At 61.4% G+C, this 7277-nt stretch carries 6 protein-coding genes; 4 read left to right on the forward strand and 2 right to left on the reverse strand.

The features are described from left to right. Positions 1 to 269: 269 nt before the first annotated feature. Both JNL55_RS34755 and JNL55_RS34760 read right to left on the reverse strand, forming a co-directional pair. The gene (locus JNL55_RS34755; protein WP_293865766.1) at positions 270 to 710 is read right to left on the reverse strand and encodes an acyl-CoA thioesterase; all 441 of its coding nucleotides are present in this window, start codon (positions 708 to 710) and stop codon (positions 270 to 272) included. A gap of 28 nt (positions 711 to 738) precedes the next feature. Continuing rightward, positions 739 to 1656 carry a LysR family transcriptional regulator gene (locus JNL55_RS34760; protein WP_293865769.1) on the reverse strand — a complete coding sequence of 306 codons (918 nt, stop codon included), beginning with the start codon at positions 1654 to 1656 and terminating at the stop codon, positions 739 to 741. 102 nt (positions 1657 to 1758) lie between these two features. Here JNL55_RS34760 and JNL55_RS34765 point away from each other — a divergent pair, with 102 nt between their 5' ends. The 4 genes from JNL55_RS34765 to JNL55_RS34780 form a co-directional block, all read left to right on the forward strand. Beyond that, on the forward strand, positions 1759 to 2526 hold the full coding sequence (locus JNL55_RS34765; RefSeq protein WP_293865771.1) for an SDR family NAD(P)-dependent oxidoreductase: 768 nt from the start codon (positions 1759 to 1761) through the stop codon (positions 2524 to 2526). Between the two features lie 124 nt (positions 2527 to 2650). Further along, on the forward strand, positions 2651 to 5428 hold the full coding sequence (locus JNL55_RS34770) for a valine--tRNA ligase (RefSeq protein WP_293865774.1): 2778 nt from the start codon (positions 2651 to 2653) through the stop codon (positions 5426 to 5428). 24 nt (positions 5429 to 5452) lie between these two features. Further along, entirely contained in the window at positions 5453 to 6409 is a 957-nt protein-coding gene (locus JNL55_RS34775; RefSeq protein ID WP_293865777.1) for an AAA family ATPase, read from the forward strand. 29 nt (positions 6410 to 6438) lie between these two features. Further along, positions 6439 to 7277, forward strand: an 839-nt coding sequence (locus tag JNL55_RS34780) for a DUF58 domain-containing protein (protein WP_293865780.1), incomplete at its 3' end; no start/stop codon positions are given.

A 7277-nucleotide genomic window follows, 5' to 3' on the forward strand; every position in this document is an offset into this window, starting at 1 on the left:
TGGCGCGTGCTTGTACATCCCTGTAGCGCTATGGGACCAGCATCCCTGCTGGATCCAATTGCCGGGGAAGGACTCTCCCCTCGACGCTGCGCACGAAACGTTCGCGGGCTCGGAAGCCGCCCCAAGGCCGTGTTAAAGAGACTTCGGCGGGCTCGGAAGCCGCCCAAGAGCGTAGTTTTCTACGCGGTCGTTCGTACTCCGATCATCTTCTGTCGGGTCATCTCCGGCTTTTTCTTTCCATGCAAAACCTTCCGGCTGCGGCGTTCGAGTCAGGCGAGATACGCGGCGTGGTCGATCGTCACATTCTCCGCTCCCCGCTCGAGCGCAGCTCGTAGCGGTCCGGGCAGCGGCGATTTTTGCAACGTGTGATGGTCGACGTGCACATACACCGTCTCGACATTCACAATCACCCGCTCCTCTCCCGCAATCCGGAACTCCGTCGCCAAAGCAAACGACGTAGTTCCTAAATGCCGGGTCGAGACCGATATCTCCAACACCTGATCGTATCGAGCTGGCGCGCGCCACTCAGTGGTTTGCTTGACGAGCTGATAGTCCAACTCTCCCGTCTGCATCTCCTTCTCATAACCCAACGCACGAAAGAACTCCGCCGCCGCGACATCCGTGTACTCGCCATAGCGAGAATTGAACACCACCTTCTGCGCATCGCATTCGTTGTAACGGGTGCGCAGGTAATAGCGAAACCGGCTCATCGTCGCTCCTCGAAGCTGAATCGATAAATCATAGCGCGCCAGGCAACGGCAGCAGCTGAGGCTTCATCAGGTCCGCCACCCAAGACATGAACACTTGCACGCGGCGTGACAAGTTACGCCGCTGGGCATAGAGCAGCCATACCGGCATGGGCTCAGCGCGTAACTCAGGGGCGACTTCGACTAACAAACCCTGCTCCAGCAGATGCCGCATGCCGGACAGGGGCGCTTGCACGATGCCCAGGCCCGCCAAGCAGCTGGCTTGATACGCCTCGGCGCTGTTAACAGTGATGACGCCGGGCATGTCGACGGTGCGATACGCGGTGCCGTCGTGATATTCGAAGCCCATCGACTTGGCACCGAGCGTGCCTGCCCAATGAATCAAACGATGCTTGGCCAAATCTTCAACTGTCGTAGGCATGCCGAAAACGCGCACATACTCCGGGCTCGCGCAGTTCATGACGGCGAACGCACCGAGCGGGCGAGCGATCAAGCTGGTGTCGTCGACTGAGCCGACGCGCATCACGCAGTCGAAGCCTTCACGCACCAAATCCACTTTGCGATCCGTGCAGCTCAACTCGATCTCGAGCAATGGATGTTGGTGTAGAAACGCCGGCAACGCGGGAATGACCGTGGAGCGCGCGACGCCGGTGGGCATATCGATGCGCAGTCGTCCACGTAACGCCTGCGAACCTTGTTGAAACATGGAACGCAGCTCGTCCATGTCGGCCAGCAGATCTTTGCAGCGTTCGTAACAGGCGCGACCATCCAAGGTCATCTGCACTTTGCGGGTGGTTCGATGCAGGAGTTGGGTGCCGAACTCGCTCTCCAGCTGCTGGACGGCCGTGGAGATGCTGGCTTTGGGCAGGCTCAAGCTTTCGGCCGCGCGGGTAAAGCTGGCAAGTTCTGCCACCCGGACGAAGATCTGCAGCGCTTCGAGCTGATTCATTGTTCGGATTATACGAACACTACGCTCAGATTCATCCAGTTTATCCACCAATGGATAAACAATAAGCTAGCTTCCACCGTCCGAAACCCCAAGGAGCCCGCCATGACCACTTCAACCACCCCGATCGCGCTAATCACCGGCGGCAGCCGCGGCCTGGGTAGGAGCATGGCCCTGCAGTCGGCCCGGCGCGGCATTGATGTATTGCTGACCTATAGAAGTAACCAGCAGGAAGCCGAAGCCGTGGTCGCCGAGATCCAAAAGTCCGGCCGACGGGCGGCGGCGCTGCAGCTGGATGTGGGCGTGACGGCGAGCTTCGATCGGTTCGTCGATCAGGTGCGCGAAGTGCTGAAGACCCACTGGCAGCGCGAGCGCTTCGATTTCCTGGTGAACAACGCGGGCATAGGCGCTCACGCGGCGTTCGCGGAGACCAGCGAAGCGCAGTTCGACGAACTGATGCGCATCCACCTGAAAGGCCCGTTTTTCCTTACCCAGAAGCTCTTGCCGCTGTTCAACGACGGCGGCCGGATCGTCAACATTTCCACCGGGTTGGCGCGCTTCGCGCTGCCCGGTTATGCCGCCTATGCCGCCATGAAAGGCGCCATCGAAGTGCTGACCCGTTACCAAGCCAAGGAGCTGGGCGGACGTGGGATTGCGGTGAATGTGGTGGCGCCGGGCGCCATCGAAACCGACTTCGGCGGCGGCGCGGTCCGTGACAACAAACAGCTGAACGATTTCGTCGCCTCGCAGACGGCGCTGGGCCGGGTCGGCAAACCGGACGATATCGGCGGCGTGGTGGCCTCGCTGCTGTCGCCCGAGAACCGCTGGATCAATGCCCAGCGCATCGAGGCCTCGGGCGGCATGTTCCTGTAACGCTGTAGGAACGGGCTGGCCAGGGGTTGGGCTGGCCCGTTGAGGAACGCAGCGACCGGCCGCATTTCTGCGCTTGGCGGCTATACTTGCCAGCTTATTTTCCGCCTGCTGGCCGTGTCGACAAATGCAGAAATCTTACGATCCCAAGGACCTTGAACAGCGCACCTATCAGCGATGGGAGCAGCATGGCTGGTTCAAGCCCTCGGGCCAGGGTAGCCCCTACTCCATCGTCATTCCGCCGCCCAACGTCACCGGCACGTTGCACATGGGGCATGCCTTTCAGCACACGCTGATGGACGTGCTCACCCGCCAGCACCGCATGCAGGGCGAGAACACGTTGTGGCAACCGGGCACCGACCACGCCGGCATCGCGACTCAAATGGTGGTGGAGCGCCAGCTCAATGCCGCAGGCGTGCATCGTCGTGACATCGGTCGCGAGGAATTCGTCAAACGCGTGTGGGATTGGAAGGCGCAGTCGGGCGATACCATCTCCCGGCAGGAACGTCGCATCGGCAACTCGGTGGATTGGTCGCGCGACCGCTTCACCATGGACCCCGGCTTGTCCGAGGCCGTCACCGAAGTGTTCGTGCGGCTCCACGAAGAAGGCCTGATCTATCGCGGCAAGCGCCTGGTGAATTGGGACCCGGTGTTACACACCGCGCTGTCCGATCTCGAAGTGCTGACTTCCGAGAAGGAGCCCGGCTCGCTGTGGCACTTCCGCTATCCCATCGAAGGCAGCTCGGAACATCTGGTGGTCGCCACCACCCGACCGGAAACCATGCTCGGCGACACCGCTGTGGCCGTGCATCCGGAAGACGAGCGTTACAAACATTTGGTCGGCAAACAAATCCGCCTGCCGCTGACCGGCCGGTTGATTCCAGTGATCGCCGACGACTATGTCGATCCGGCGTTCGGCTCCGGCTGCGTGAAGATCACGCCGGCCCATGACTTCAACGATTACCAGATCGGTCAGCGTCATTCGCTACCGCTGATCAACGTGTTCGACGCCAACGCCGCGCTCAACGACGAGGTGCCGGAGAAATATCGCGGCCTCGATCGCTTCGTGGCGCGCAAGCAGATCGTTGCCGACCTCGAAGCGCTCGGGCTGCTCGAGAAGATCGAGCCGCATGGTCTGAACGTGCCACGCGGCGATCGTAGCAACGCCATCCTCGAGCCCTGGCTCACCGATCAATGGTACGTGCGCATCGTGCCGCTGGCCGAGCCGGCCATCGAGTGCGTGAAAGACGGTCGTATCAAGTTCGTTCCGGAGAACTGGTCCAAGACTTATTTCCAATGGATGGAAAACATCCAGGACTGGTGCATCAGCCGCCAGTTGTGGTGGGGTCATCAGATTCCGGCGTGGTACGACGACGAAGGCAATCACTACGTCGCCCGCACCGAAGCGCTCGCCTATCAGCACGCGCGGCTCAAGCTCGGTCGCGATGTGAAATTGAAGCGCGACGAAGACGTGCTCGACACGTGGTTCTCCTCGGCGCTGTGGCCGTTCTCCACGTTGGGCTGGCCGGATCAGACCAAGGAACTGAAGTCGCTGTACCCCACCAGCGTGCTGGTGACCGGCTTCGACATCATTTTCTTCTGGGTGGCCCGCATGATCATGATGGGCCTGAAGTTCACCGGCGAGGTGCCGTTCCGGGAGGTGTACATCACCGGCCTGATCCGGGACGAGAACGGCGACAAGATGTCCAAGTCCAAGGGCAACATCATCGATCCGCTGGATTTGATCGACGGCATCGACCTGGAGTCGCTGGTCGCGAAGCGCGTCACCGGTTTGATGCAGCCGCAGATGAAGGACAAGATCGAGAAGAACACGCGCAAGCAGTTCCCGAACGGCATGGCGGCCTATGGCGCCGATGCCCTGCGCTTCACCTTCTGCGCGCTCGCGACCATGGGCCGCGATATTCGTTTCGACATCGGCCGCATCGAGGGCTACCGCAACTTTTGTAACAAGTTGTGGAACGCGGCTCGCTATGTGCTGATGAACCTTGAGAACGCGCCGCCTGCATCAGCGTCAGGGCCGGTAGAGTATTCCGCGGCCGACTTGTGGATCCGCTCGCGCCTCAGCGCGACCATCGAAGACGTGCGTGCACGGCTCGGCGAGTATCGCTTCGACTTGGCGGCGCAGGCGCTGTATGAGTTCGCCTGGTACGAGTACTGCGACTGGTACTTGGAGCTTTCCAAGCCCACCTTGCAATCCGACCAGTCGAGCGATGCGCAAAAACGGGGCACGCGGGAAACGTTGGCCCACGTGCTGGAAGCGTATCTGCGTTTGTTACATCCGCTGATGCCCTTCCTCACCGAAGAAATCTGGCAAGCGGTGGCGCCGCTCGCTGGACGCAAGGGCGAGACCATCATGCTGCAGCCATACCCGGCGACGACGGAATTTCCGCGCGACCTGGCGGCCGAAGCAACGATCACGCCGATCAAGGCGATCATTCTCGGTGCGCGACAGATTCGCGGTCAGCTGGATATTCCTCAGGCGCGTGAGATCGTGGTTTCGTATCAAACGCCCGAGGCCAGCGATGAAGCGTCGATCAAAGCCAACCTCAGCGTGGTTCGCGGCGTCGGTAAGATCAGCGAACTGACGCTGCTCGCCAGCGATGCAACGTTGCCGCCGTCGGCCACGGCCAGCATCGACCGTCGCACCATTTCGTCGCCGCTAGCGGGTTTGATCTCCGACCCGCAGGCCGAGCTCGCTCGTCTGCGCAAGCGCAAAGCCAAGGTGCAGCAAGATCTAGCACGCGAGGAAGGCAAACTGCGTAACGAGAAGTTCGTAGCCAACGCGCCGGCCGAAGTGGTGGCCGAGGTCAACGAACGCATCGCCGAGTTCAAGCGCCAGATCGCGCAGCTCGACGAGCAGGAAGACATGGTCAGCAAGTTGTAACCGCAGCGAGCGAGCGGAGAGCGCATGAATTCAGCCATTCCCACACTGATCACGCAGGCCGATCCCGTCGAGTTGATCGCCGCCACCACGGCTCAGCTCAATCGGGTCATCCTGGGTAAGGAACACCAGCTGCGACTGTGCATCGCCAGCCTGCTGGCGCGCGGTCATCTGCTCATCGAAGACATCCCGGGCGTGGGCAAGACCACACTGGCGCACGCTCTCGCCGAGTCGCTCGGACTGTCCGATCAACGCATCCAGTTCACCAGCGACCTGCTGCCGGCGGACATCATCGGCGTGTCGGTGTTCGATCGTGAGTCCAGCAGCTTCCAGTTCCACAAAGGGCCGGTGTTTTCTCAGCTGGTGCTCGCGGACGAAGTGAATCGCGCCACGCCCAAGGCACAAAGCGCGCTGCTGGAAGCGATGGAAGAACATCAAGTCACCGCAGACGGTCAGACTTATCCGTTGGCCGCGCCGTTCTTTGTAATAGCAACTCAGAATCCGGTGTATCAAATCGGCACGTATCCGCTGCCCGAGTCGCAGCTGGATCGCTTCTTGATGCGCATCGAGCTGGGCTACCCCGATGCGGCCTTGGAACGTCAGTTGTTGCTCGGTCAGGACCGTCGCGATCTGCTCGCGACCATGTCGTCCACCCTGTCGCCGCAACAGCTGCTGTTGATGCAAACCATGGTTCCTAAAGTGCACGTGTCCGACGCGTTGCTCGATTACGTGCAAGCCATCGTTCGTTACACACGCGAATCGTCCTATTTCGAAAACGGCATCTCGCCACGCGCAGCCATCGGCTTGTTACGAGCAGCGCAGGCGTGGGCGTTGATTCACGGCCATCAAGGCGTCGTGCCCGAAGACGTGCAAGCGGTGTTGGCCGCAGTGGTCGGCCATCGCCTCAAGCCTCGCGACGATGCAGCCCCCAAGACGGCGACCGAAGTCGGTCAGTTCGTGCTGAAAGAAGTCGCGGTACCTTAGTCGCCGTCGCGCTGCCTCGCACGGCCGTCATGAACCTCAGCTTGAATCTGGGCCTCGTCCAACGCATGCGCCGGCTGTCGCGGCGCTGGGCGTTCAAGCGTCATGGCGTGGATGTCGATCCGCTGACCTTGTCCAGTCGACGCATCTATATCGTTCCGACCGGGCTCGGGATCGCGTTCGCGGCGATGTTGTTCGCGATGTTCATCGGCGCCATGAACTACGCAAACAATCTGGCGCTGGGACTCACGTTCCTGCTCGGCTCGCTGGCGCTGACCGCCATGCATTACTGTCATCGCAATCTGTCGGGCATCGTGATTCGTTCGGTCAACAACGAGCCAGTGTTCGCCGGCGACACCGCGACGTTTCAGGTCGCCCTCGAGAACGGTGCGCCGCTGGCTCGCCACGAACTCACGTTGCGCAACGACCACGGTGCAGCTCAGCCGCAGCGCGTGCCAGCGAACGGACGAGCGGTGTTCGATCTGCAGGGGCCCGCGCCCCGGCGAGGCTTGTTGACGCTCGATCATTTCGAGCTCGTCACCCGACACCCGTTCGGATTGTTCAGAGCGTGGGCTCATGTGCACATGAGCCTGACGTGCGTGGTGTATCCGAAGCCCGGGCCGCGCGGCTTGGCGCCACCCCCGGTCGAAACAGACACCGGCGGCGCGCAGGACTGGGGCCAAGGCGATGAAGAGTTCGCCGGCTTGCGTCCCTTTCATCCTGGCGACTCGCCTCGTCGCATCGCTTGGAAAGCCTACGCGCGCGAGCAAGGTTTGCAGGTGAAGGTGTATGCCGGCACGGCGGTGACGTCGCACGTGTTCGATTGGGACAGTCTGCCCGCGCTCGGCGTCGAAGCACGTTTGTCACAACT

The sequence above is a fragment of the Steroidobacter sp. genome (assembly GCF_016790065.1).
GTDB lineage: Bacteria > Pseudomonadota > Gammaproteobacteria > Steroidobacterales > Steroidobacteraceae > Steroidobacter.

Excerpts from the sequence above, each read along its gene's own strand:
- JNL55_RS34755 (WP_293865766.1), bottom strand. The coding sequence starts at position 710 with ATGAGCCGGTTTCGCTATTACCTGCGCACCCGTTACAACGAATGCGAT.
- JNL55_RS34760 (WP_293865769.1), bottom strand. The coding sequence starts at position 1,656 with ATGAATCAGCTCGAAGCGCTGCAGATCTTCGTCCGGGTGGCAGAACTT.
- JNL55_RS34765 (WP_293865771.1), top strand. The coding sequence starts at position 1,759 with ATGACCACTTCAACCACCCCGATCGCGCTAATCACCGGCGGCAGCCGC.
- JNL55_RS34770 (WP_293865774.1), top strand. The coding sequence starts at position 2,651 with ATGCAGAAATCTTACGATCCCAAGGACCTTGAACAGCGCACCTATCAG.
- JNL55_RS34775 (WP_293865777.1), top strand. The coding sequence starts at position 5,453 with ATGAATTCAGCCATTCCCACACTGATCACGCAGGCCGATCCCGTCGAG.